22 protein-coding genes are annotated in these 20,397 nt (G+C 71.3%); 19 read left to right on the forward strand and 3 right to left on the reverse strand.

Annotated features, from left to right (window positions below):
• Window positions 1-214: 214 nt before the first annotated feature.
• The 3 genes from ACGGAQ_RS30800 to ACGGAQ_RS30810 all read left to right on the forward strand — a co-directional run bounded on the left by ACGGAQ_RS30800 (window position 215) and on the right by ACGGAQ_RS30810 (window position 2,728).
• A complete protein-coding gene (locus ACGGAQ_RS30800) occupies window positions 215-1,168 on the forward strand; it encodes a heme o synthase (RefSeq protein WP_393055246.1) in 954 nt (317 codons plus the stop codon).
• A 285-nt stretch (window positions 1,169-1,453) separates the two neighbouring features.
• A complete protein-coding gene (locus ACGGAQ_RS30805; protein ID WP_393055248.1) occupies window positions 1,454-1,789 on the forward strand; it encodes a hypothetical protein in 336 nt (111 codons plus the stop codon).
• Between the two features lie 18 nt (window positions 1,790-1,807).
• The gene (locus tag ACGGAQ_RS30810; RefSeq protein ID WP_393055250.1) at window positions 1,808-2,728 is read left to right on the forward strand and encodes a RimK family alpha-L-glutamate ligase; all 921 of its coding nucleotides are present in this window, start codon (window positions 1,808-1,810) and stop codon (window positions 2,726-2,728) included.
• Window positions 2,729-2,774: 46 nt separating this feature from the next.
• Here the strand turns inward: ACGGAQ_RS30810 and ACGGAQ_RS30815 are convergent, their stop codons facing one another.
• The gene (locus tag ACGGAQ_RS30815) at window positions 2,775-3,737 is read right to left on the reverse strand and encodes a heme A synthase (RefSeq protein ID WP_393055252.1); all 963 of its coding nucleotides are present in this window, start codon (window positions 3,735-3,737) and stop codon (window positions 2,775-2,777) included.
• A gap of 194 nt (window positions 3,738-3,931) precedes the next feature.
• On the opposite strand from ACGGAQ_RS30815, the gene ACGGAQ_RS30820 reads away from it, so the two are divergent.
• From ACGGAQ_RS30820 to ACGGAQ_RS30875, 12 genes are all read left to right on the forward strand, one after another.
• Entirely contained in the window at window positions 3,932-4,633 is a 702-nt protein-coding gene (locus tag ACGGAQ_RS30820; protein WP_393055309.1) for a helix-turn-helix transcriptional regulator, read from the forward strand.
• The gene (sufB, locus tag ACGGAQ_RS30825) at window positions 4,630-6,060 is read left to right on the forward strand and encodes a Fe-S cluster assembly protein SufB (protein ID WP_074312771.1); all 1,431 of its coding nucleotides are present in this window, start codon (window positions 4,630-4,632) and stop codon (window positions 6,058-6,060) included. Before ACGGAQ_RS30820 ends, sufB begins: the two co-directional genes overlap by 4 nt.
• Before the next feature lie 97 nt (window positions 6,061-6,157).
• On the forward strand, window positions 6,158-7,300 hold the full coding sequence (gene sufD / locus ACGGAQ_RS30830; protein WP_393055254.1) for a Fe-S cluster assembly protein SufD: 1,143 nt from the start codon (window positions 6,158-6,160) through the stop codon (window positions 7,298-7,300).
• On the forward strand, window positions 7,300-7,626 hold the full coding sequence (locus ACGGAQ_RS30835; RefSeq protein WP_234588432.1) for a non-heme iron oxygenase ferredoxin subunit: 327 nt from the start codon (window positions 7,300-7,302) through the stop codon (window positions 7,624-7,626). The genes sufD and ACGGAQ_RS30835 overlap by 1 nt, the downstream gene beginning before the upstream one ends.
• Window positions 7,626-8,399, forward strand: a complete 774-nt coding sequence (gene sufC / locus ACGGAQ_RS30840) for a Fe-S cluster assembly ATPase SufC (protein WP_151489655.1) — start codon at window positions 7,626-7,628, stop codon at window positions 8,397-8,399. Before ACGGAQ_RS30835 ends, sufC begins: the two co-directional genes overlap by 1 nt.
• Window positions 8,400-8,419: 20 nt before the next feature.
• Window positions 8,420-9,724, forward strand: a complete 1,305-nt coding sequence (locus ACGGAQ_RS30845) for a cysteine desulfurase (RefSeq protein ID WP_393055256.1) — start codon at window positions 8,420-8,422, stop codon at window positions 9,722-9,724.
• 2 nt (window positions 9,725-9,726) lie between these two features.
• Window positions 9,727-10,200 carry a Fe-S cluster assembly sulfur transfer protein SufU gene (gene sufU / locus ACGGAQ_RS30850; protein WP_355067651.1) on the forward strand — a complete coding sequence of 158 codons (474 nt, stop codon included), beginning with the start codon at window positions 9,727-9,729 and terminating at the stop codon, window positions 10,198-10,200.
• A 73-nt stretch (window positions 10,201-10,273) separates the two neighbouring features.
• A complete protein-coding gene (locus tag ACGGAQ_RS30855) occupies window positions 10,274-10,798 on the forward strand; it encodes a metal-sulfur cluster assembly factor (protein WP_393055258.1) in 525 nt (174 codons plus the stop codon).
• A gap of 662 nt (window positions 10,799-11,460) precedes the next feature.
• Window positions 11,461-12,087 carry a LysE family transporter gene (locus ACGGAQ_RS30860; protein WP_393055260.1) on the forward strand — a complete coding sequence of 209 codons (627 nt, stop codon included), beginning with the start codon at window positions 11,461-11,463 and terminating at the stop codon, window positions 12,085-12,087.
• Between the two features lie 53 nt (window positions 12,088-12,140).
• Window positions 12,141-12,803, forward strand: a complete 663-nt coding sequence (locus ACGGAQ_RS30865) for an acVLRF1 family peptidyl-tRNA hydrolase (RefSeq protein ID WP_393055262.1) — start codon at window positions 12,141-12,143, stop codon at window positions 12,801-12,803.
• A 125-nt stretch (window positions 12,804-12,928) separates the two neighbouring features.
• Window positions 12,929-13,240 (forward strand): muconolactone Delta-isomerase family protein, encoded by a 312-nt coding sequence (locus ACGGAQ_RS30870; RefSeq protein ID WP_393055264.1) that lies wholly within the window; start codon window positions 12,929-12,931, stop codon window positions 13,238-13,240.
• Window positions 13,241-13,242: 2 nt separating this feature from the next.
• Window positions 13,243-13,608, forward strand: coding sequence for a YybH family protein (locus tag ACGGAQ_RS30875; RefSeq protein ID WP_393055266.1), 366 nt, complete (start codon window positions 13,243-13,245; stop codon window positions 13,606-13,608).
• 60 nt (window positions 13,609-13,668) lie between these two features.
• On the opposite strand, the gene ACGGAQ_RS30880 is transcribed toward ACGGAQ_RS30875, so the two are convergent.
• Entirely contained in the window at window positions 13,669-14,586 is a 918-nt protein-coding gene (locus ACGGAQ_RS30880) for a neutral zinc metallopeptidase (protein ID WP_393055268.1), read from the reverse strand.
• A 246-nt stretch (window positions 14,587-14,832) separates the two neighbouring features.
• On the opposite strand from ACGGAQ_RS30880, the gene ACGGAQ_RS30885 reads away from it, so the two are divergent.
• The gene (locus tag ACGGAQ_RS30885) at window positions 14,833-16,437 is read left to right on the forward strand and encodes an ABC-F family ATP-binding cassette domain-containing protein (protein ID WP_354861729.1); all 1,605 of its coding nucleotides are present in this window, start codon (window positions 14,833-14,835) and stop codon (window positions 16,435-16,437) included.
• A 15-nt stretch (window positions 16,438-16,452) separates the two neighbouring features.
• On the opposite strand, the gene ACGGAQ_RS30890 is transcribed toward ACGGAQ_RS30885, so the two are convergent.
• The gene (locus tag ACGGAQ_RS30890; RefSeq protein WP_393055270.1) at window positions 16,453-17,052 is read right to left on the reverse strand and encodes a cadmium resistance transporter; all 600 of its coding nucleotides are present in this window, start codon (window positions 17,050-17,052) and stop codon (window positions 16,453-16,455) included.
• Between the two features lie 212 nt (window positions 17,053-17,264).
• Here ACGGAQ_RS30890 and ACGGAQ_RS30895 point away from each other — a divergent pair, with 212 nt between their 5' ends.
• The 3 genes from ACGGAQ_RS30895 (at window position 17,265) to ACGGAQ_RS30905 (ending at window position 20,397) form a co-directional block, all read left to right on the forward strand.
• Window positions 17,265-17,492 carry a helix-turn-helix domain-containing protein gene (locus ACGGAQ_RS30895; RefSeq protein WP_007462679.1) on the forward strand — a complete coding sequence of 76 codons (228 nt, stop codon included), beginning with the start codon at window positions 17,265-17,267 and terminating at the stop codon, window positions 17,490-17,492.
• 46 nt (window positions 17,493-17,538) lie between these two features.
• Window positions 17,539-18,306: an enoyl-CoA hydratase/isomerase family protein gene (locus ACGGAQ_RS30900; protein ID WP_393055272.1), complete on the forward strand. Its 768-nt coding sequence runs from the start codon at window positions 17,539-17,541 to the stop codon at window positions 18,304-18,306.
• A 114-nt stretch (window positions 18,307-18,420) separates the two neighbouring features.
• Window positions 18,421-20,397, forward strand: a complete 1,977-nt coding sequence (locus ACGGAQ_RS30905; protein WP_393055311.1) for an ABC transporter ATP-binding protein — start codon at window positions 18,421-18,423, stop codon at window positions 20,395-20,397.

The raw sequence follows: 20,397 nt of genomic DNA on the forward strand, positions 1-20,397 counted from the left end.
GAGCGCGACTAAACGTGCGCCCGGGGATCTCCGCATGGTGTGCAGTACGTGACTCTGCGCCCAGGCGTTCAACCCGCTGGTGTGACGGCCCGCACCGTTGTCGGGTCGGCCGGGCAGCCAAAACGACAACGCGTAGTGTGTGGGTCGGTGTGCGGTCCCCGAGCGGGCCCCGCCGACTCGATCTCCCCGTGCCGATGCCGGAAGGTGGCAATCCGTGAGCATGATCACCGAGCGCCCCGCGAGCAACCCCGCCGGGCAGCCCCCGGCACGGGCGGCCGAGGGTCCGGTGGCGCGGCGGGACGTGCGCGCGATCGTGTCGGCGTACGTGGCGCTCACCAAGCCGCGCATCGTCGAGTTGCTGCTGGTCACCACCGTCCCGGCGATGATGCTCGCCGACGGGGGACTGCCGTCGCTGTGGCTGATGGCCGTGGTGCTCATCGGTGGCTCGCTCGCCGCGGGGGCGGCCAGCGTGCTCAACTGCTACATCGACCGGGACATCGACCAGTTGATGCGGCGCACCAAGCGGCGTCCGCTGCCGGCGCACACGGTGTCGCCGCGCAGCGCGCTCGTCTTCGGCCTGGTGCTGGCGGCGATCTCGATCGTGCTGATGGCGGCGTTCACCAACCTGCTCGCCGCCGCGCTGACGCTCGCCGCGATCGTCTACTACGACGTCGTCTACACGCTCTGGCTCAAGCGCTCCACGCCGACGAACACGTTCTGGGGTGGCGCCTGCGGTGCCGCTCCGGTGCTGATCGGGTGGGCGGCGGTCACCGGCGGGCTCGCCCCGGCGGCCTGGGGCCTGTTCGCGGTGGTCTTCTTCTGGCAGATGCCGCACTTCTACCCGCTCGCCATGAAGTACAAGGACGACTACGCCCGCGCCGGCATCCCGATGCTGCCCGTGGTGGCCTCCACCCGCCGGGTGAACGCCGAGATCCTGATCTTCGCGTGGCTCACCGTGCTCACCTCCCTCGCGGTCTGGCCGCTGGGCCTCAGCGCGATCTACGGCGTACCGACGCTGGTGGTGGGCGCGATCTTCCTGGTCGAGGCGCACCGGCTCTGCCGGCGGGCGACCCGCGGCGAGGCGGTCAAGCCGATGCGGCTGTTCCACTGGTCGACGACGTACCTGACCATCGTCTTCGTAGCCGTCGCGCTCGACGCGCTGATCTGACGCGCGTCGCGGGACGTCCCGCGACGCTGCGGAAATCCACAGACTAATCGTGGTCGTGGATGAGTTGTCCGGGTTTAACGTCACATGACAGTAACTTTCGGCATGAGTCGGATCGACTCAACCTGCGGGCACTGGACCCTGATTTGCCCGAGTGATTAGTGCGGGAAAGTCCGGATATAACCGGACAGGAAGCCTGTGGTCTTCCTTAAACCTAGAGGTAATTGGCATCACAAAAGGTTCATGGTTCTCGCACGTGTGAGTGCAACTCTGCTTAGGCTTCGCGTCATGGCAGATGGTTCCGATACGACGCTGACGGCCGAGCAGACCGCCGGCGAGCAGGCCCCGCGCGGCCTGGTCGCGGGCCTCCAGTCGTTCGCCGCCGGGCACGGCGGTGCGAAGGCCGTCATCGAGTACGTCGGTAAGCGCGGCGCACGGATCGTCCTCGTGGGTGCCGACGGTGAGTGGGGCGACCAGTTCGCCGAGGACACCGTCACCGCCCGGGAGGCGTGCGCCAAGGCGGGAGTCACCGTCGAGAACGCCTGGGAGCGTGAACTGATGGACCAGATGCGACCGAGCAACGACCTCTGGCGGTCGATGGCCCGGCGCACGATGGCCCGTTGAGATAGATAGAGAGCTGAATTGACCAACCACCACCAGTCGACCCGGGGGGAACCCCGGGTCGCTCTCGTCACCTGCACCGAGCTGGTCGACCTCGACCCCGATGACCGCCTCGTCCTCGACCCGCTCACCGCCCGCGGGATCGCCGTCGAGGCGGTCGTCTGGGACGACCCCGACGCCGACTGGTCCTCGTACGACCTCGTCGTGCTCCGCTCACCGTGGGACTACGCCCTGCGCCGCGACGAGTTCGTCGCCTGGGCCGCGTCCGTGCCCACCCTGGTCAACCCGGCCGACGTGGTGCGGTGGAACACCGACAAGCGCTACCTGGCCGAGTTGAGCGCCGCCGGGGTGCCGACCGTGCCGACGTCCTGGGTCGAGCCGGGCGAGACCTGGTCGCCGCCCGCCGAGACGGGCGAGTACGTGCTCAAGCCCTCGGTCAGCGCCGGCAGTCAGGACACCGGCCGGTACGACCTGGCCGACCCGGAGCACCGCGACCTGGCTCACGCCCACGTACGCCGCCTCTCCACCGCCGGCCGGACGACAATGGTCCAGCCGTACCTGAGCGCCGTCGACAGCGAGGGCGAGACCGCACTGCTCTTCCTGGCCGGCCCGGACGGGCTCGCGTACAGCCACGCCATCCGCAAGGGTCCGATGCTGACCGGCCCGGATCTCGGCCCGGACGGCCTCTACAAGGCCGAGGAGATCAGCTCCCGCGCCGCGCGGCCCGAGCAGTTGGCGGTCGCCGAGCGGGCCCTCGCGGCGGTGCCCGGTGGCACCCGTCAACTGCTCTACGCCCGGGTCGACCTGATCCCCGGCCCGGACGGCGACCCGGTCCTGGTGGAACTGGAGCTGACCGAGCCGTCGCTCTTCATCGGGTACGCCGACGGCGCCCCCGACCGCCTCGCCACCGCGATCGCCACCCACCTGGCCCGCCGACCCTGACCCCCGAGCCCACCGCACCATCTCCGAGATGGTGCGGTGCGCGGGTTCAGGCGGTGACCGGGATGGCTTCGGCCTCGGTCGCGGTGGCCTGCGGCGTCGGCACGCCCGGGCGGCGTTCGCGGGTGGACCACTGGACGGCGAGGGCGGCCAGCAGCACCAGGCACGAGCCGAGCATGTGCGCGCCGACCAGGATCGCCGGCACGTGGGTGAAGTACTGCACGAAGCCGATGAGCCCCTGACCCAGCTCCACCGCGAGCAGGACGACGGCGGCCCGGGTGGCCCGGGCCGCGCCGACCGCGCGGAACGCGAAGATCAACGCCACCGACAGGCCGATCAGCAGGAAAACGCCGTCGGCGTGCACCTGGGAGATCGACTCCGGGTCCAGTCCGTTGCGGGCCGCGCCGTGGTCGCCGGCGTGCGGGCCGCTGCCGGTGACCCAGGTGCCGATCACCAGCACCGCGACGGTGACGCCGGTGGTGACCCGGGCCAGCGTGCGCAGGGGTGTGGGCACCACGGCCACCGTCGCGGTGTCTGGTTCGTCGACCCGCCGCCAGAGGGCGTACGCGGCGGCGATCACCGCCATCGAGGCGAGGAAGTGCAGCCCGACCACCCACGGGTTGAGGTTGGTGAGCACCGTGATGCCACCGATCACCGCCTGGGCGGGAATGCCCAGGAAGACGGCGACGGCGAGGGTCAGCACCCCGCGGCGGCGCGGCCGGTGTGCCAGGACGGCCAGCACGGTGGCCAGCGCGATCAGGCCCACCGCGAAGGTCAGCATCCGGTTGCTGAACTCGATCACCCCGTACACGCCCATCTCGGGCGTGGTGACGTACGAATCGTCGGTGCACCGGGGCCAGGTGGGGCAGCCGAGGCCCGAGGCGGTCAGCCGGACCGCCCCGCCGGTGACGACGATGCCGACGTTCGCGATGATCGAGGCGAGCGCGAGGCGGCGCAGCAGGGGACCGGAGACCGGACGGACGATGCGGTTCACGGCGCAAATCCTACGCACCGTAGTGATCGAGGTTCGTCCGACTCCGCAGGGGCGGTGGTTCGGATCACCGGGGCCCGGGTTTGCCACCCCCCGGGTAATTACGTAACGTTGGCGTTGTGAAAAACGCGGCGGCGCTCTCCGGGCACCAGCCGACGGCTGCCCAGGCCGTCGGCGCGTCCGCGTCCGCCCTCGTCGGAGCCTCGTCGTCCGCGCTGGGCGGCGCCGCGACGGAGATCTCCACCCGGGACCGCGTCACCCAGCTGCTGCTGGAGCGGGGTGCGACCACCGCCGCGCAGCTCGGTCTGGCGCTCGGCCTGAGCCCGGCGGCGATCCGCCGCCACCTGGACGCGATGCTCGCCGAGGGTGACGTCGTCGCCCGCGAGCAGACGGTGCAGGGCAGCCGCGGTCGGGGGCGTCCGGCGAAGGTCTTCGTGCTGACCGAGGCGGCCCGGGTCCGCTGTGGCACACACCACTACGACAACATGGCCACCGCCGCGCTGCGCTGGATCGCCCGCAGCGGAGGCCCGGACGCGGTCGAGGCGTTCGCCACCGAGCAGGTGTCCGCGCTGGAGTCGCGCTGCCGCGCCGCCATGGAGGACGCCGGCGACGACCCCCTCGCGCGTGCTGAGGCACTCGCCGGAGCGCTCACCGCCGAGGGTTACGCTGCCAACGCGACCACGATCGCCTCTGGCGGCCAGCTCTGCCAGCACCACTGCCCGGTGGCGCACGTGGCCGCCGAGTTTCCCCAGCTGTGCGAGGCCGAGACCGCGGTGATCTCCCGTCTGGTCGGCACCCACGTACAGCGCCTGGCCACCATCGCGCACGGCGACGGGGTGTGCACCACGCACATCCCGACCCAGCCGGGCCGCGCTCAATCCGGTAATCCCGTCACCACTGTGAGGACAGATAGATGACCGAGCAGATCGTCCAGCCCCTGACCCAGGAAGAGCAGCTCGCCGCCCTGGGTCGCTACGAGTACGGCTGGTCCGACCCGGACGCCGCCGGGGCGGTCGCCCAGCGCGGCATCAACGAGGCGGTGGTGCGGGACATCTCGGCCAAGAAGAACGAGCCGGCCTGGATGCTCGACCTGCGCCTCAAGGGTCTGCGGCTGTTCGGCCGCAAGCCGATGCCGGCCTGGGGCGCGGACCTCACCGGCATCGACTTCGACAACATCAAGTACTTCGTGCGGTCCACCGAGAAGCAGGCCACCAGCTGGGAGGACCTGCCCGAGGACATCAAGAACACCTACGACCGGCTGGGCATCCCGGAGGCGGAGAAGCAGCGGCTGGTCGCCGGTGTCGCGGCGCAGTACGAGTCCGAGGTCGTCTACCACAAGATCCGCGAGGACCTTGAGGAGCAGGGCGTCCTCTTCCTGGACACCGACACCGCGCTGCGCGAGCACGAGGACGTCTTCAAGGAGTACTTCGGCACGGTGATCCCGGTCGGCGACAACAAGTTCGCTGCCCTGAACACCTCCGTGTGGTCCGGTGGCTCGTTCATCTACGTGCCGAAGGGCGTGCACGTGGAGATCCCGCTGCAGGCCTACTTCCGGATCAACACGGAGAACATGGGCCAGTTCGAGCGGACGCTGATCATCGTCGACGAGGGCGCGTACGTGCACTACGTCGAGGGCTGCACCGCGCCGCTCTACTCCTCGGACTCGCTGCACAGCGCGGTCGTGGAGATCATCGTCAAGAAGAACGCGCGCTGCCGGTACACGACCATCCAGAACTGGTCGAACAACGTCTACAACCTGGTCACCAAGCGCGCCGTCTGCCACGAGGGCGCGACCATGGAGTGGGTCGACGGCAACATCGGCTCCAAGGTGACCATGAAGTACCCGGCGGTCTACATGACCGGCGAGCACGCCAAGGGCGAGGTGCTCTCGGTGGCGATGGCCGGCGAGGGCCAGCACCAGGACGCGGGCGCCAAGATGGTGCACGCCGCGCCGCACACCTCCTCGACGATCGTGTCGAAGTCGATCGCCCGTGGTGGCGGCCGCACCTCGTACCGCGGTCTGGTGCAGGTGCTGGAGGGTTCGCACCACAGCCGGAGCACGGTCAAGTGCGACGCGCTGCTTGTCGACACCATCTCGCGCTCGGACACCTACCCGTACGTCGACATCCGCGAGGACGACGTGTCGATGGGCCACGAGGCGACCGTCTCCAAGATCAGCGACGACCAGCTCTTCTACCTGATGAGCCGGGGCCTGAGCGAGGACGAGGCGATGGCCATGATCGTGCGTGGCTTCATCGAGCCGATCGCCAAGGAACTCCCGATGGAGTACGCCCTGGAGCTGAACCGCCTGATCGAGCTTCAGATGGAGGGCGCGGTCGGCTGACGCCGCCTCCGCCCGGCCACGGACGGGCCCGGACCCGGTACGCCGGGTCCGGTCCAGCCCGCTTTGACCCTCCGATCCATGACAGACCAAGGAAGACATGACTACCCAGGCTTCCGCGCCGCCCAGCACCAAGTCGCAGGCGCTGCGCTCGTACGACGTCGCCGACTTCCCGGCCCTCACCGGCCTGGAGGAGGAGTGGCGTTTCACCCCGCTCAAGCGGCTCCGCGGCCTCAGTGGCGACGCGCAGGCCGGCGCCGGCACGGTCCGGCACGAGTACGGCGACCTGCCCGAGGGTGTGGCCGTCGAGCGCATCGGCACCGACGACCCGCGGGTGGGCAGCGTGCTCACCCCGGTCGACCGGGTCAGCGCGCTCGCGTACGGCGCCGCCGGGCAGGCGCTGCTGCTCTCGGTGGCGAGTGATGTCGTGGTGGGCTCTCCGGTGAGCGTGCGGGTGGTCGGCGACGGCGGCGAGGGTCTGGCCTTCGGGCACACCTTCGTCGAGGTGGGCCGCTTCGCGGAGCTGACGCTGGTGCTGGAGCACGTCGGCTCGGCGACCCTGGCCGACAACGTCGAGGTGTCGGTGGGCGACGGGGCCAAGCTGACGCTGGTGACCGTGGCCGACTGGGCGCCGGACGCGGTGCAGGCGCAGCACCTCAAGTTCAAGCTCGGCCGGGACGCCCGGGTGACGCACGTGCAGGTGAGCCTGGGCGGTGACCTGGTGCGCCAGTTCACCAGCGTGGAGTACACCGGCCGGGGCGGCGAGGCCGAGCTGTACGGGGTCTACTTCGCCGACGGCGGCCAGCACCTGGAGCACCGCCAGCTGGTCGACCACTCCGTGCCGGACTGCCGCAGCTACGTCGGCTACCGGGGTGCCCTGCAGGGCGCGGACGCGCACACCGTCTGGGTGGGCGACGTGCTGATCCGGGCCGAGGCGACCGGCACCGACACGTACGAGATCAACCGGAACCTGCTGCTCACGGACGGCGCGCGGGCGGACTCCGTACCCAATCTGGAGATCGAGACCGGCGAGATCGCCGGCGCCGGCCACGCCAGCGCGACCGGCCGCTTCGACGACGAGCAGTTGTTCTACCTGATGGCCCGGGGCATCCCGGAGGGTGAGGCCCGTCGCCTGGTGGTGCGCGGCTTCTTCGCCGAGCTGATCAACAAGATTCCGGTCGAGGAGCTGCGCGAGCGCCTGGGCGACGCGATCGAGGCCCGGCTGGCCAAGGCGGGCGCCTGATGATCCGGATCTGCTCCACCGAGGACGTGCCGAAGGGCACCGCGATCAGCGCGGACGTCGACGGCACCCCGATCGCCCTGGTGCACGGCGAGGACGGCGAGTTCTACGCCGCCTACGACGAGTGCTCGCACGCCGCGGTCGCCCTCTCCGAGGGTGAGGTCGACGGCTGCACGCTGGAGTGCTGGCTGCACGGCTCGCGCTTCGACCTGCGCACCGGCGCGCCGACCGGCCTGCCCGCCACCGAACCCGTCCCCGTCTACCCCGTCGAAGTCCGCGACGGCGACATCTACCTCAGCCTGACGCCGAGTAATGGAGTGACCCGATAATGAGCACCCTGGAGATCCGCGACCTGAAGGTGTCGGTCAAGCTGCCCGAGGGTGAGCTCAAGCCGATCCTGGCCGGCGTCGACCTGACCGTGAAGTCGGGCGAGACCCACGCGATCATGGGCCCGAACGGGTCCGGCAAGTCCACCCTGGCGTACTCGATCGCCGGCCACCCGAAGTACGAGATCACCGGCGGCTCGGTGACCCTCGACGGCGAGGACGTGCTGGCCATGACCGTCGACGAGCGCGCCCGCGCCGGCCTCTTCCTGGCCATGCAGTACCCGGTCGAGGTGCCCGGCGTCTCGGTGGCCAACTTCCTGCGTACCGCCAAGACCGCCATCGACGGCGAGGCGCCGAAGCTGCGCACCTGGGGCGGCGAGCTGCGCGGCGCGATGGAGCGCCTGCAGATGGACCCGGCGTTCGCCCAGCGCAACGTCAACGAGGGCTTCTCCGGTGGTGAGAAGAAGCGCCACGAGATCGTCCAGCTGGAGCTGCTCAAGCCGAAGATCGCGATCCTCGACGAGACCGACTCCGGCCTCGACGTGGACGCGCTGCGCGTGGTCAGCGAGGGCGTCAACCGGGTCCGCGACACCGGTGACACCGGCGTGCTGCTGATCACCCACTACACGCGGATCCTGCGCTACATCAAGCCGGACTTCGTGCACGTCTTCGTGGCCGGCCGGATCGTCGAGCAGGGCGGCCCGGAGCTGGCCGACAAGCTCGAAGCCGAGGGCTACGAGCGGTACGCCGCCGGGGCCGGCACGGCCAAGGCCTGAGTGGGGAAGGCGCTGCCGAGATGACCAGCATCGCGATCCCTGAGGGGATGCCGCAGTACGACGACGTGCCGCGTTTCGACGTGGCCCGGGTACGCGCCGACTTCCCGATCCTCGATCGGGAGATCAACGGCCACCCGCTGGTCTACCTCGACAGCGCCAACACCTCGCACAAACCCCGTCAGGTGCTCGACGTGCTCGACGAGCACTACGCACGGCACAACGCCAACGTGTCGCGCTCGGTGCACACCCTGGGCACCGAGGCCACCGAGGCGTACGAGGGGGCGCGGGCCAAGATCGCCGCGTTCCTTCACGCGCCGAGCGTCGACGAGGTGGTGTTCACCAAGAACTCCACCGAGGCGATCAACATCGTGGCGTACGCCTTCTCGAACGCCTCGCTGCGCCCGGACGGTGACCCCCGGTTCCGGCTCGGCCCCGGCGACGAGGTGGTGATCTCCGAGATGGAGCACCACTCGAACATCGTCCCGTGGCAGCTGCTCTGCGAGCGCACCGGCGCGACCCTGCGCTGGTTCGGAGTCACCGACCAGGGTCGGCTGGACGAGTCGGGCCTGGAGGATCTGGTCACCGAACGGACGAAGATCGTCTCGCTGGTGCACACGTCCAACATCCTCGGCACCGTCAACGCCACCTCCCGGATCACCGCGCGGGTCCGCGAGGTCGGTGCGCTGCTGCTGCTGGACTGCTCGCAGTCGGTGCCGCACCTGCCCATCGACGTGGTCGACCTGGACGCGGACTACATCGTCTTCACCGGGCACAAGATGTGTGGCCCGACCGGGATCGGCGTGCTCTGGGGCCGGGGTGAGCTGCTGGCAGCCATGCCACCGGTCTTCGGCGGCGGTTCGATGATCGAGACGGTCACCATGGCCCGCTCGACGTTCGCCGCGCCGCCTGCCCGCTTCGAGGCGGGCACCCCGCCGATCGCCGAGGCGGTCGCGCTCGGCGCAGCGGTGGACTACCTGACCGGCGTCGGTATGCCGGCCATCCAGTGGCATGAGAAGGAGCTGACGGCGTACGCGCTGGACGCCCTCGGCACGGTGCCGGACCTGCGGATCTTCGGCCCGACCGTGCCGATCGGCCGCGGCGGCACCATCTCGTTCGCGCTCGGTGACGTGCACCCGCACGACGTGGGCCAGGTGCTCGACTCGCTCGGCGTGCAGGTGCGGGTGGGCCACCACTGCGCGAAGCCGGTGTGCAGCCGGTTCGGCGTCCCGGCGATGACCCGGGCCTCGTTCTACCTCTACACCACCACCGAGGAGATCGACGCCCTGGTGGGCGGTCTGGAGCAGGTGCGGAAGGTGTTCAACTGATGGTGCAACTCGACCAGCTCTACCAGGAGATCATCCTGGACCACTACAAGCATCCGCACGGCCGTGGCCTGCGCGACGCCGACGATGCGGCCGACCAGGTCGCGGAAGCGCACCACGTCAACCCGACCTGCGGCGACGAGATCACCGTCCGGGTGGCCACCGACGGCGACGTGCTGCACGACATCTCGTACGACGGCATGGGCTGTTCGATCAGCCAGGCGTCGGCGAGCGTGCTGCACGAACTGCTGCGCGGTCGGGGCACCGGGGAAGCATTCGAGGTGCACGAGGCGTTCGTCGAGTTGATGTCCGGACGTGGCCAGGTCACACCGGACGAGGACGTACTCGGTGACGGGGTGGCCTTCGCGGGCGTCGCCCGCTACCCCGCCCGGGTCAAGTGCGCGCTGCTGCCGTGGATGGCGTTCAAGGACGCCGCGGCACGCGCCGGCGTGGGCGTGGGCCCGGAGGTGAAGGCGTGAGCGAGCGTCAGCGAGCGATTTCCAGCAGCACGGTGGTGCCGGATGGCATCACGAAGCGAACCGGAGGGACGGCATGAGCGAGAACACCGCTACCGCGGCGACGCCGGAGGCCGGTGACGCCACCGCGGCGCCGCAGACCGACGCCGTGACGACCGACGGGGCCGCGACGACCAACGCCGCTGCGACCGACGGCGCTGCGACCGACGGCGCGACGACCGACGGCGCTGCGGTCCCGGGTGCCGGCGACGCCGCCACCTCGACGGGCGGCGTCAGCAAGGCGATGATCGCCGACATCGAAGAGGCGATGAAGGATGTCGTCGACCCCGAGTTGGGTATCAACGTGGTCGACCTGGGCCTGGTGTACGGGGTGCACGTCGACGACGAGAACGTCGCGACCCTGGACATGACGCTCACCTCGGCGGCCTGCCCGCTGACCGACGTGATCGAGGACCAGGCCCGGCAGGCGCTGACCACCGGCCCGGGCGGCGGCCTGGTCAACGACATCCGGATCAACTGGGTGTGGCTCCCGCCGTGGGGACCGGACAAGATCACCGATGAGGGTCGGGACCAGCTCCGTTCCCTGGGCTTCAACGTCTGACCCGACTCCGTAACACCTTCGTCGAGCGCGGTGCCCTCTGGGTGCCGCGCTCGATCCGTTGTGGGATGCGCGGGCCTATGCGCGTACGCGGCACCGCTCGACCCCGGCGCCGAGGCCGACGAGGTCAGCGCCCTGCTGGCCTACCTCGGCCGCGACCCCCGGTGGCCCGGAGCGCGGCACTGATGGGCCCTGATGGCCCAAGATCGTGCTCGATCAGTGATGTAGTGGCCTCGCCGGCGCACCGAGGCCACTACATCCTGGTTCGAGCACGATCTTGACCGGATCGTCGTTGGCGTTCGCGGCTCGCCTCCGGATGGCTCGCGGCTGGCCGGCGCCGCCAAGATCCGCGCAACATCCCCGATGTTGCTGTCTCCCGCCCGTCTGAGGCAGCAACATCGGTGAAGTTGTGAGGATCTTGGCGCGGGGCGCGGGGCGCGGGGCGCGGGGCGCGGGGCGCGGGGCGCGGGGCGCGGGGCGCGGGGCGCGGGGCGCGGGGCGCGGGGCGCGGGGCGCGGGAAACTCCGTTGCGGGGGCGTGGGTGCGGCGCGCAGGATGCCGACTGTGATCGAGGCGTACCCGATGCAGGTTTCTGTCCGTGCGGCCACCGCCGCGCGTCGACAGCGCGCCGTGCCCGGGTTGGCCTCGATTCGCCGCCCGTTGTCGTGAGCGGCGCGTTCCTCGCCGGTCTGGTGGCCGGGTACGGCGTCGCCATCCCGGTCGGCGCGATCGCGATCCTCATCCTGGGGCTCAGTGCCCGTACCTCGTTCCGGGTCGGCGCGGCCGCGGCGCTCGCGGTGGCGACGGCCGACGGGCTGTACGCGGCGGTCGCCGCGCTCGGCGGCGCGAGCCTGGCCGGGGTCGTCGCGCCGGCGGCCGGTCCGCTGCGGGTGGTCGCCGCCGTGGTCCTGCTGGGGCTCGCCGCGCACGGACTCTGGCGCACGTGGACCACTCACCGCGCCCGGCCGGCACCGTCGGCCGGTGGGGGCCTGCGCACTCCCGGGCGGGCGTACGCGGCGGTGCTCGGGCTGACCCTGCTGAACCCGACGACAGTGCTCTACTTCGCCGCGCTGGTGCTCGGCCGCCGGGACACCGCGGACGCGAACGGGCTGACCGCCGCGCTCTTCGTGGCCGGCGTGTTCCTGGCGTCGGCGAGTTGGCAGCTGCTCATCGCGGGCGGCGGCACGATTGTCGGCCGGGCGCTGACCGGGCCGCGTGGGCGGCTGGTCACCGGCCTGGTCTCCAGCGCGCTCATCGCCGCGCTCGCGGTGGCGGCGCTGCTGCCCGGCTGAGCCGCACCCGCCCGACGCCCCGACCGGAGCCGCCGTGGCGTACGGTCGGGGCCGTGACCAGTCGACCCGCAGCCGGGGGCGGCCGGTGGGTCGAGGTCGACCCGGCCCGCGTCGGGCGCTGGGTCGAGGGCTTCGCCGACCGGCACGGCCCGCCCACCACCACCGCGCGGGAGTACGGCCTGCTGCTCACCGCCCCCGACGGGACCACCGCCGAGCTGTACGCCCCACCGGGCGCTCCGGTCGGCGCGGACGTGGCCGCCTTCGTCGCCGCCGCCGGCACACCGCACCGGATCGGCCTGCTGCTGGCCCGCAAGGGCGCGGTGGCGGTCGGTGTGGCGCAGGGCCCCGACCTCGTGGTCTCCAAGGTGGACACCCGGTACGTGCAGGGGCGCACCGCCGCCGGGGGATGGTCGCAGCACCGGTTCGCCCGCCGGCGCGACAACCAGGCCAAGGCGGCGCTGGGCGACGCGGCGGACCTGGCCGTACGCCTGCTGTTGCCGGAGGCGGCGCGGCTCGCGGCCCTCGTCGGCGGCGGTGACCGGCGGGCCGTGGACACCGTGCTGGCCGACCGGCGGTTGGCTCCGCTCGTGCCGCTGCGGGCCGAGCGGCTGCTCGACGTGCCGGAGCCGCGGCACGCGGTGCTGGTCGCGGCGGTGAGCGCGGCCCGGGCGGTACGGATCCGGCTGCGCGACCCGGAACCCGACCCCGCTTCGTGACGTCGGCGGCGCGCGTTCCGCCGGCCCGCTCCGGCGCACCAACGCGGCGGGCCGCAGGGGAGACGACCGCCACGCAGATCGGGGTTCCTGGCGTGCTGCCGGGCCGGCGGCCGGAGGATGGGCGGGTGGAGTTCCTGGTGGACATGGTGACGACGGTGCCCGACGGCACGTCCGAGGACGAGGTCGCCGACATGCGCGCACGTGAGGCGGCGCGTTCGGCCGAGCTGGTGGCACAGGGCAGCCTCCTGCGGCTGTGGCGGCCGCCGCTGGCGCCGGGGGAGTGGCGTACGTGGGGGCTCTTCCAAGCCGCCGACGCGGACGAGTTGGAGGCGGTCCTCGCCTCGATGCCGCTGCGCGCCTGGCGGCGGGAGACGGTCACCGGATTGACGCCGCATCCGAACGACCCGGGTCAGCCGCCTCGGCAGCCGGGGAGGTGACCATGGCCAGCAGCGAGGCGGAGATCCTGCGGACCGCCCTGGACCGGTGGAAGCCGGCGGTCGACGCCCACGAGCCGGACCAGGTCGCGTCGGCCTTCACCGAGGATGCGATCTTTCAGGGGCTGCACCCGTACACCGTCGGGCGCGACGGCGTCGCCGCGTACTACGCCGCGCAGCCGCTGGGCCTGACCGCCGCGTACGAGATCCGGGAGACCCGGCGTCTCGCCGACGACGCGGTCCTCGGCTATCTGGAGGTCGAGTTCGGCTTCACCGACCGGCCGGCGCTGACCGTGCACCTCGGCGTGGTCGTCCGGCAGGTCGGGGACGCCTGGTTGATCGGGCACTACCAGGTGTCGCGGCTCGACTGACCGCCCAACGACGATCGTGGCAGGCCTGCTCGGCGGGCCTGCCACGATCGCGTGGAGCTGTCAGAGCTGATCGGTGCCGAAGGTGTCGCAGCTCTTCGGGTCGCCGCTCTCGTAGCCCTGCTCGAACCACTTCTGTCGCTGGGCGGCGGTGCCGTGGGTGTACGAGCTCGGGTCGTTGCCCCGGCCGGACTTCTGCTGAATGGCGTCGTCGCCGATCGCGCCGGCGGTGTTCACCGCGTCCTGGATGTCCTGCTGGCTGATCGACTTGAAGATCGCCGTGTTGTTCTTCGACTTGGTCTCGGTGGCGTGGTTGGCCCAGGCGCCCGCGAAGCAGTCCGCCTGCAACTCCAGCCGCACCGAGCCGGAGGTGGGCCCGGTCTTGCCGTCCTGCGCCTTGGCCTCGGTGCCGAGCAGGTCCTGCACGTGGTGGCCGTACTCGTGCGCGAGAACGTACGGCTGGGGGAACTCGCCGTTGACGCCGAACTCGGACTTGAGGGTGTCGTAGAAGGTCAGGTCGATGTAGACGTGCTTGTCCGCCGGGCAGTAGAACGGGCCGACACCCGAGTCGGCCTGGCCGCAGCCGGTGTTCACGCTGTTGCTGAAGAACCGGGTGGTGACCGGTTGGTACTGGTCGCCGAACGCCTTCGGCATGGCGTCCTTCCAGTAAGCCTGGATGGAATTGATGTAGAGGGTGTTGCGGCAGTCCTCGGTCTTGGTCGCGCTCGTGGAGCACTCGGCGTCCAGGCTGGAGTTGTCGGCCGGCTGGTCGCTGCCGCCTCCGCCGCCGAGCTGGCTGAGCCCGAAACCGCCACCGGCCAACGCCAGCACGACGGCGATGATGATGCCGATCAGGCCGCCGCCCCGGCCGCCGCCCCCGGGGATCGGGATCCCGAGGCCTCCGCCCCCGCCACCTCCGCCGGATCCACGCATGTCCTCTACCTGACTGGTGTCGACCTGCGCGTTCTCGTTCAGCTCCATCGTGACCTCGATCGCGTGAAATGTCCTGTGATACGCCGTCAGCGCCGGACCGGGTCCGGACGGCGTTCCGGTACCCGATGATCTTGATTGGTAATCCAGCCCGGCTGCTCGACCCGCGCCCCGGTACACTTGTCCCCGTGCCGCGCTGCGAAGGCTGAACCGCCCCGCGCCGACGGGCCCACCGCCCGCCGGCGCTTTCGCGTGCCCTGAGTCAGCCTTCCAGACCCCGAGAGCGAGTCCCACGAGATGATCACTGCCACCGGCCTGGAGCTGCGCGCCGGCTCCCGGATCCTGCTGTCCGACACCACGCTGCGCGTGCAGCCCGGTGACCGGATCGGCCTGGTCGGCCGCAACGGCGCCGGCAAGACCACCACCCTGAAGGTGCTCGCCGGCGAGGGGCAGCCGTACGGCGGGCAGATCGACCAGCGCAGCGCCATCGGCTACCTCCCCCAGGACCCGCGTACGGGCGACCTGGAGGTCACCGGCCGCGACCGGGTGCTCTCCGCCCGTGGCCTGGACGTGCTGATGGCGCAGATGAAGGAGATCGAGGCCCAGCTCGCCGAGGACGCCAGCGACAAGCTGGTCCGCCGCTACGGCGCGCTGGAGGACCAGTTCGCCGCCCTGGGCGGGTACGCCGCCGAGGCCGAGGCCGCCCGGATCTGCGCCAACCTGGGGCTGCCGGACCGCGCGCTCGCCCAGACGATCGGCACCCTCTCCGGCGGTCAGCGCCGGCGCATCGAGCTGGCGCGGATCCTGTTCCGCGACGCCGGCGAGAACGGCGGCGGCATCCTGCTGCTCGACGAGCCGACGAACCACCTGGACGCGGACTCGATCACCTGGCTACGCGGCTTCCTGGCCAACCACAAGGGCGGCCTCATCGTGATTTCCCACGACGGCGCGCTGCTGGAGTCGGTGGTCAACAAGGTCTGGTTCCTCGACGCCACCCGAAGCGTGATCGACGTCTACAACCTGGGCTGGAAGGCGTACCTGGAGGCCCGCGAGACCGACGAGCGCCGCCGCCGCCGGGAGCGGGCCAACGCGGAGAAGAAGGCCGGCGCGCTGATGGCGCAGGCCGACAAGATGCGGGCCAAGGCCACCAAGACCGTCGCCGCGCAGAACATGGCCCGCCGCGCCGAGAAGCTGATCTCCGGCCTGGAGGAGGTGCGCGTCGCCGACCGGGTGGCCAAGGTGCGCTTCCCCAGCCCCGCCCCGTGCGGCAAGACGCCGCTCACCGCGACCGGCCTGTCCAAGTCGTACGGCTCGCTGGAGATCTTCACCGACGTCAACGTCGCGGTGGACCGGGGTTCCCGGGTGGCCATCCTCGGGCTCAACGGCGCCGGCAAGACGACGCTGCTGCGGATGCTCGGCGGGCTGCTCACCCCGGACACCGGCGAGGTGCACGCGGGGCACGGGCTGCGGCTGGGCTACTACGCCCAGGAGCACGAGACGCTGGACGTGGAGCGGACGGTGCTGGAGAACATGCGGGCCGCCGCCGTCGAGCAGTCCGACACCGACCTGCGCAAGATCCTCGGTGCGTTCCTCTTCTCCGGCGACGACGTGAACAAGCCGGCCGGGGTGCTCTCCGGCGGCGAGAAGACCCGGCTGGCGCTGTCCACCCTGGTCTGCTCCGGCGCCAACGTGCTGCTGCTCGACGAGCCGACGAACAACCTCGACCCGGTCAGCCGCGAGCAGGTGCTCGACGCCATCGCCAACTACCCGGGCGCCATCGTGCTGGTCACGCACGACCCGGGCGCGGTGCTCGCGCTCAAGCCCGACCGCGCGATCCTGCTGCCCGACGGCGACGAGGACGCCTGGAGCGACGACCTCCTCGAACTGGTCGAGCTTGCCTGACCGCCGGGCCGGGCCTCAGCCGAGCAGGTCCAGCAGCCGGCCGAGCACGCCGGAGCTGACCAGGATCACCACGCCGATGGTGACGAAGATGGCGGGCACCAGCCAGTGGCCGGCGCGCTCCACCAGCCGGACCACCCTGCGGTGGCTACCCAGCCAGGCCGCGCCGGCGCACCACAGACCGACGAGCGCCACGAAGACGAGCAGGACGACCGCGCTGTCGCCGGGGCCGAGGGCCCGGAACACGGGTACGTAGACGGCCACGTTGTCGGCGCCGTTGGCGATGGTCACCCCGGCCACGCCGAGTGTCCCGCTGACGACCGTGGCCGGCTCGTCGTCGTCCGAGCCGCGCAGCGCGCGGACGCCCAGCGCGATCGGCAGCAGGCCGAGCAGCCCGGTCCACGGGTCCGGCACGACCAGCAGGCCGGCGGCGACCACCGCGCTGGCCAGCGCGAGGGCGCCGATGCCGAGGTACTGGCCGGCGACGATCTGCCAGGTGCGGGGCCGGCCGGTGGTGCGGGCGGCCACGAAGAACAGCGTGAGGATGACGATGTCGTCGACGTCGGTGGCGGCGAAGACCACCGCCGCTCCGGCCGCGGTGCCCAGCAGGTCGATCACGCCCGGGAGCGTACGGGCCGAGTCGTCACCGCTCGGCGGTGGCCCTTCCGGACGGCGTGCCGGGACCGATCGCGAGGATCACTCTATCGGGAAGCTGACATTGCATAGCGTGTCGGTTGGCGAAGAGTTGATATCTGGCGCATGATCGTCCGAGGCGGTCTAATAGGTGGGACCGTATCCGAACCGCACAGTCTGGGACGTGAGGACACAGCATGGCAGCCACTGGCACAGCCACCAGCACTGAGAAGGGTCGCCGGATCGTCGGAGCCGAGCGTCAGACGCTCGCCAAGGACCTGGTAAAGCGGTACACCTCGGGGGAGAGCATCCGCGCGCTGGCGGCCTCGACCGGCCGTTCCTACGGGTTCATCCACCGAGTGCTCACCGAGTCCGGGGTTCAGCTGCGTCAGCGCGGCGGTGCCCGGCGCCGCAAGAAGGCGTGACCCGCCCCTTCGCGTCGTTCACCAGCGCCGCGCCCCGGGCAGCCCGGTGACCGCCGAGGCGACCGGGGTTCGGCTGACCTGCGACGGGCCGGTTGCCACGGTGACGTTGTGCCGGCCCGACGTGCTCAACGCCCAGACGCCGGCGATGTGGCGCGCGATGAGCGACTTCTCCCGCGACCTGCCCGGCGACGTCCGGGTGGTGGTGGTGCGTGGCGAGGGGCGTGCGTTCTCCGCCGGCCTCGACCTCGCGGTTGCTGGCGCCTCAGGCCCGGGGTCGTTCGCCGAGCTGGCCGCGCTGCCCGAGCAGGAGTGCGCCGACCAGATCGCGGCGTTCCAGGCCGGCTTCACCTGGCTGCACCGGCCGGACGTCATCTCCGTCGCCGCCGTGCAGGGGCACGCGATCGGCGCCGGGTTCCAACTCGCGCTGGCCTGTGACCTGCGGGTCCTGGCCGCCGACGCGAAGTTGTCGATGGCCGAGGTGACCCTCGGGCTGGTGCCCGACCTGGCCGGCACGAAGCGCCTCGTCGAGCTGGTCGGCTATTCCCGGGCGCTGGAGATCTGCGCGACCGGCCGCCGGCTGGACGCCGCCGAGGCGGACCGGATCGGCTTGGCCACTCTTGTCGTACCACCGGGCGAGCTGGACGGCGCGGTCCGTGACCTGACCGCGGGCCTGCTGGCCGGGGCCCGCGACGCGGTGGTGGAGATCAAGGCCCTGCTCGCCGGCGCGGCGGGGCGGTCGCACGCCGACCAGCAGCGCGCCGAGCGGGAGGCGCAGACCCGCCGCCTGCGGGATCTGGCCGGCCGGGGAGAATAGTAAGGACCGTACGGGAAGATCCGGGTTACGACCGAGGTTGTCAGAGTCGTCGGGAGAATTGACCTGACGTGTGCGGTCCACCCGACGACCCGGAGGTGAGCGGTGTCCAACCCGATGTCCGGCGGTGGCATGGCCGGGTGGAGCATGCTCCGGTCGATGCGTAACCGCGACGAGGTCTCCACCCACCGGCTCAAGCACGGCGTGGCCCGCCGCATCGTGGCCTTCGCCCAGCCCTACCGGCGCGACATCATCGTCTTCCTGGCCACCGTGGTGCTGGCCGCCATCATCGGCGTGGCCACGCCGGTGCTCGCCGGTGACGTCATCAACGCGATCAACCGGGGTGGCAGCGAGGCCGGCCGACTCGTGGTCCAGTTGGCCCTGTTCATCGCCGGGCTGGCGGTCGCCGACGCGCTGCTGTCCCTGGCCCAGAGGTGGTATTCGGCCCGCATCGGCGAGGGCATCATCCTCGACCTGCGTACCCGGGTCTACGACCACGTGCAGCGGATGCCGCTGCAGTTCTTCACCCGCACCCAGACCGGCGCCCTGGTCAGCCGGCTCAACAACGACGTCCTGGGCGCCCAGCGGGCCTTCACCTCCACCCTGTCCGGTGTGGTCAGCAACGTCATCCAACTGGTCCTCACCGCCGCGGTGATGTTCACCCTCTCCTGGCAGATCACCGCGCTCTCGCTGGTGCTGCTGCCGATCTTCATCATCCCGGCGCGACGGGTCGGGCGGCGGCTGGCCGACATCACGCGCGAGGCGTACAACCTCGACGCCAAGATGAGCGCGACCATGACCGAGCGGTTCGGGGTGGCCGGCGCGCTGCTGGTGAAGCTGTTCGGCCAGCCCGAGATCGAGGCCCGCCGGTTCGCCGACCGGGCCGAGCGGGTGCGTGACATCGGCATCCAGTCGGCCATGTACTCCCGGACGTTCTTCGTGGCGATGCTGCTTGTCGCCTCGCTGGCGCAGGCGCTCACCTACGGCCTCGGCGGGTGGCTCGCCGTCACCGGCGGCGTCAGCGCGGGCACCGTGGTGACCCTCGCGCTGCTGCTCACGCGGCTGTACGGGCCGCTCACCGCGCTCTCCAACGTCCGGGTGGACGTGATGAGCGCGCTGGTCTCCTTCGACCGCGTCTTCGAGGTGCTCGACCTCGAGCCCGGCATCGTCGAGAAGCCCGACGCGGTGCCGGTGCCCCGCGGCAACGGTCGCGTCGACTTCCGCGACGTCCGCTTCCGCTACCCGAGCGCCGCCGAGATCTCCCTCGCATCGCTGGAGGAGGTCGCCACCCTCGACCGGACCGTCAACGAGCCGGTGCTCAAGGGCGTCTCGTTCAGCGTCGAGCCGGGGCAGATGGTCGCCCTCGTCGGCCCGTCCGGCGCCGGCAAGTCGACGCTGTCCATGCTCATCTCCCGCATCTACGACGTCACCGACGGCCAGGTGCTGGTCGGCGGGGTGGACGTGCGCGACGCCACGCTCGCCTCCCTGCGCGACGAGATCGGCGTCGTCACCCAGGATTCGCACCTGTTCCACGAGACGATCGCCGAGAACCTGCGCTACGCCAAGCCGGACGCCACCGACGACGAGATCTGGGCGGCGCTCGCCGGCGCCCAGGTCGCCGACCTCGTCCGGTCGCTCCCCGACGGGCTGGACACCACGGTGGGGGAGCGCGGCTACCGTTTCTCCGGCGGTGAGAAGCAGCGCATCGCGATCGCCCGGCTGCTGCTCAAGGCCCCGTCGATCGTGATCCTCGACGAGGCGACCGCACACCTGGACTCGGAGAGCGAGGCGGCCGTGCAGCGGGCGCTGTCGGTGGCGCTGGCCGGGCGTACCGCCCTGGTGATCGCGCACCGGCTCTCCACCGTCCGCGACGCCGACCAGATCCTCGTGCTCGACGGCGGGCGGATCGTCGAGCGGGGGCGCCACGACGAGCTGGTCGCGGTCGGCGGGCTCTACGCCGAGCTGTACCGCACCCAGTTCGCGGTCGCCGACTCGCCCCGGCCCTTCGTGGACGCGACCGGTCCCGAGCCGGTGGTCATGCCCCTGGGCACGTACGTCGCCGACGAGGCGATGCCACCCGCCGCCGCCAACTGA

The organism is Micromonospora sp. NPDC047557, assembly GCF_043205095.1.
GTDB lineage: Bacteria > Actinomycetota > Actinomycetes > Mycobacteriales > Micromonosporaceae > Micromonospora.

Coding starts and splice junctions, on each gene's coding strand:
- ACGGAQ_RS30805 (WP_393055248.1), top strand. CDS start 1,454: ATGGCAGATGGTTCCGATACGACGCTGACGGCCGAGCAGACCGCCGGC.
- sufB (WP_074312771.1), top strand. CDS start 4,630: ATGACCGAGCAGATCGTCCAGCCCCTGACCCAGGAAGAGCAGCTCGCC.
- sufD (WP_393055254.1), top strand. CDS start 6,158: ATGACTACCCAGGCTTCCGCGCCGCCCAGCACCAAGTCGCAGGCGCTG.
- ACGGAQ_RS30835 (WP_234588432.1), top strand. CDS start 7,300: ATGATCCGGATCTGCTCCACCGAGGACGTGCCGAAGGGCACCGCGATC.
- sufC (WP_151489655.1), top strand. CDS start 7,626: ATGAGCACCCTGGAGATCCGCGACCTGAAGGTGTCGGTCAAGCTGCCC.
- ACGGAQ_RS30845 (WP_393055256.1), top strand. CDS start 8,420: ATGACCAGCATCGCGATCCCTGAGGGGATGCCGCAGTACGACGACGTG.
- ACGGAQ_RS30855 (WP_393055258.1), top strand. CDS start 10,274: ATGAGCGAGAACACCGCTACCGCGGCGACGCCGGAGGCCGGTGACGCC.
- ACGGAQ_RS30875 (WP_393055266.1), top strand. CDS start 13,243: ATGGCCAGCAGCGAGGCGGAGATCCTGCGGACCGCCCTGGACCGGTGG.
- ACGGAQ_RS30880 (WP_393055268.1), bottom strand. CDS start 14,586: ATGGAGCTGAACGAGAACGCGCAGGTCGACACCAGTCAGGTAGAGGAC.
- ACGGAQ_RS30885 (WP_354861729.1), top strand. CDS start 14,833: ATGATCACTGCCACCGGCCTGGAGCTGCGCGCCGGCTCCCGGATCCTG.
- ACGGAQ_RS30895 (WP_007462679.1), top strand. CDS start 17,265: ATGGCAGCCACTGGCACAGCCACCAGCACTGAGAAGGGTCGCCGGATC.
- ACGGAQ_RS30905 (WP_393055311.1), top strand. CDS start 18,421: ATGTCCGGCGGTGGCATGGCCGGGTGGAGCATGCTCCGGTCGATGCGT.